Below are 3,022 nucleotides of genomic sequence, written 5' to 3'. Positions count from 1 at the left end.
TGTTAATATATGTGTATAATAAAATCTACTAAGTAATGTTAAGTTTTGTAATAAGTGTGATGTATGGCTTATCTTAAAAAGCATGCTTAGTTATTTATGACTTTATTATGACCGGTATTTTTCAAATTTAGATTTATCTAAAAAGAAGTAATAAGTGGAACTGGTTAACTATAAATCAAATTTAGTTTAGTATTAAACTATTGCAACAGCATTGCTTTACTGAACAACAACTAAGTTAATAGGGGAAAAAAATGTCAAATATCAATGATTGTTTACAGGATTTAATGACGCTTGATGGCGCTATGGGCGCTTGTATTGTTGATTACATGTCAGGCATGGTGCTTGGTATGACTGGTGGCGGTGTTGACCTAGAGCTTGCCGCAGCAGGTAATGCTCAAGTCGTAAAAGCAAAAGTTGCTACCATGAAGTCGCTTGGTATCACAGGTGAAATTGAAGATATGTTAATCACTTTAGAGTCTCAGATTCATATCATTCGTCCTACACATAACCACGAAGATTTGTTTATTTATTTGATACTTGATAAATCAAAAGCCAACCTTGCACTAGCACGCCGTAAAGTACAAACAGTAGACACTAAAATAGAAATATAATTTGATTTTTTATATTTGGATAATCGAATTTTTTAATCCAAATGCTCTTGTTACTTTTGCTTTTCTGAAAAGCACAAGTAGCAAGATTATATTTGTTATCTAAATATGTTATATAACGAATATAATCTTTTTATATATAGTCAGTTTAATATAATTTGAATACCTAAAAGCCAGTTCAAGCGTGATAAATAGCAAACTGCGCAAGGCTAAAATTGTATCAGCTTTATATAGGATTGGCTGTATGACGATGATCTAGCTAACCCTTAGATGCCTTATTAAATGGTGATAAAATGAAATGTATTGCATACGTTAGTAGAGCACCTATCTGTAGAGCGCTTATCAGTAATAATAGTGTACGTATGCCTACTGGATTATCAGACATCATTAGTGCCTCTAGTAAGCATAACCCAAAAGCGCAAATTACTGGAATCATCTCTTACCGTGAGGGCCAGTATTTTCAAATACTAGAAGGGTCTGATTTGGAAATAGACACATTGATGGCTAAGATAGCAGCTGATCCTAGACACGAAGATCTTTGGGTCTTTTTAAACGAAAGCATTACTGAGCGTATCTTTCCTAATTGGAGCGTTAGTGTCTTCAATTTTGTGGATAAAGGTGTTTTCTTTGATAATTTTATAGAGAGCAATAGAGCAGTTTTTAATATCTTTAATGAACAGCAGAAAGACCGTATTCAGCCTTTTATTGACATAAAAAAGATTGATGCGGTTCCTGATCAATATTATCAAGGCAAGAACTTAAGGTTGATAGCCTGGCCTGATCTGAATAATGAAAGTGATCCTCAAATGGTTATGAACCTATGTATAAAGCTGACCAAAAAGCCTTATCCTTTCAATTTTTTGGTGGATAGTGGTGAGTTTGGAACACACCAGCAAGTCACACAGATGGTCAGAGAGTTTGAGAAATCAGGCATACTAAGCGTCACTGACGGAGAGCCATTAGAAGAGAAAGTGGTCAGCAAGAAAAAACCTAGTAAGTTTTACGGTGCGATCAAAAAATTCTTAGGAATGAGGTAAAAAATTGAATTATCAAAAGCTAGCTATCATTGGTGAAGTGGGCGCCGGAAAAACTCAGTTGGTCAACACATTAAGTGAGATCAATCCTATCGAAACAGAAGCAGAATCTAGTATCGATATCGGTAAGAAATACACCACGGTAGGCATTGATTATGGGCGTATCACCTTATCAGATGAAATGGCCTTGGGTATCTATGGGGTGCCAGGTCAAGAGCGTTTTTCTTTTTTATGGGAGTTTGTCAACCAGTCTTTATGGGGCTTACTCATTTTAATTAAGTATGGCGAGACACCAGACTACGCCAACATAGATAAACTGTTAAAGTTTTTTGCACCAGAAAAAAACCAGACCACTTGTATTGTCGGTATTACTCACAGTGAAGATGCTGATAAAGATAAGCTTGCAACGTTGGGTCAAGAAATAAGAATTATGCTAATGCAGCATAACGTGGTAGCGCCAGTGATCAATACCGATCCTAGAAGTAGAGAATCGGCTGTATCTCTTTTATCACTATTCAATACTCTTAACAACCAAGACTAATGTTGGATATGACTATGCCAAATGAAAAATCACCAGCGAAACTTGCGCTGTTACATCACATCAAAACCTTGTGCGATGCCAATAGAGAAATTATGCTGGTCAGCCTATGTACGACAGATGGCTTTCCTATCAGTTGTTTTTCCGTCAGTGAACTGAGCAATCAAGCGGATAAATTTGCGGCAATGAGTAGTACGTTATCGTCACTGAGTGACTCGTCTGCGAATCAAATGAAGCAAGGACAGTGTGATATTACTATCGTTGAAGCGACCTCTGGGAATATATTATTCGTAAAAACGGACTATATTGGAAAACCTTGTGTCTTGACGCTTGTGGCGCATAATAAGATGGCCTTGGCCGAAGCAAGATATAAAACTAAAAAACTGATCGGAGAGATATCTGCTATCACAGAGTAGGTAGGGTACTCAGGACAATTTAGTATAGCGCGCTTTACGTGCCAAATAAAAAGCACCACTCAACTAATGGTTGGGTGGTGCTTTTTTTTCGTGGTTTAGATGTTGATGCTAGGTATAACTAGAGCATGTTCTTATTTTGAAAATAGTGATAAAAAATGGCAGCCAAATAAGGAGGGCTGTACAAATAATATTCAGATATTAGTAAGTTATTCGATGCAGAATTGCAACGTTTAACCTATTTAAAATTTAATATTCAGGTTGAGAATATGCCTTAAATATAGTGATTTATGTACGAAATTCACTCATATTAGAGTAATTACTTCGATTAATAGTTAAAAACTCATAAAATTCTTTATTTTTCCTACTCAACGGTAGTTATTAGGTGGTGAACGGTCAGTTCAAAAACATCGGTGTTCTGGCATAAGT

Annotated in this window: 4 protein-coding genes; all 4 read left to right on the top strand. The window is 36.0% G+C overall.

The window, feature by feature from the left end; genetic code table 11:
- Window positions 1–251: 251 nt before the first annotated feature.
- The gene (locus ACT3QP_RS14510) at window positions 252–611 is read left to right on the top strand and encodes a hypothetical protein (protein ID WP_192520507.1); all 360 of its coding nucleotides are present in this window, start codon (window positions 252–254) and stop codon (window positions 609–611) included.
- Window positions 612–901: 290 nt separating this feature from the next.
- Window positions 902–1,645, top strand: coding sequence for a BLUF domain-containing protein (locus tag ACT3QP_RS14505; protein WP_192992562.1), 744 nt, complete (start codon window positions 902–904; stop codon window positions 1,643–1,645).
- Window positions 1,646–1,649: 4 nt separating this feature from the next.
- A complete protein-coding gene (locus ACT3QP_RS14500) occupies window positions 1,650–2,183 on the top strand; it encodes a GTP-binding protein (RefSeq protein WP_192520509.1) in 534 nt (177 codons plus the stop codon).
- Between the two features lie 14 nt (window positions 2,184–2,197).
- Window positions 2,198–2,596 carry a roadblock/LC7 domain-containing protein gene (locus ACT3QP_RS14495; RefSeq protein ID WP_192520510.1) on the top strand — a complete coding sequence of 133 codons (399 nt, stop codon included), beginning with the start codon at window positions 2,198–2,200 and terminating at the stop codon, window positions 2,594–2,596.
- The last annotated feature ends 426 nt before the right edge of the window (window positions 2,597–3,022 follow it).

Origin of the sequence: Psychrobacter sp. AOP7-B1-24, assembly GCF_052376215.1 — a bacterium.
Taxonomy (GTDB): Bacteria; Pseudomonadota; Gammaproteobacteria; order Pseudomonadales; family Moraxellaceae; genus Psychrobacter.
Note: the sequence above shows the minus strand (reverse complement) of the source record. Positions and strands in the feature narration are given on the sequence as shown.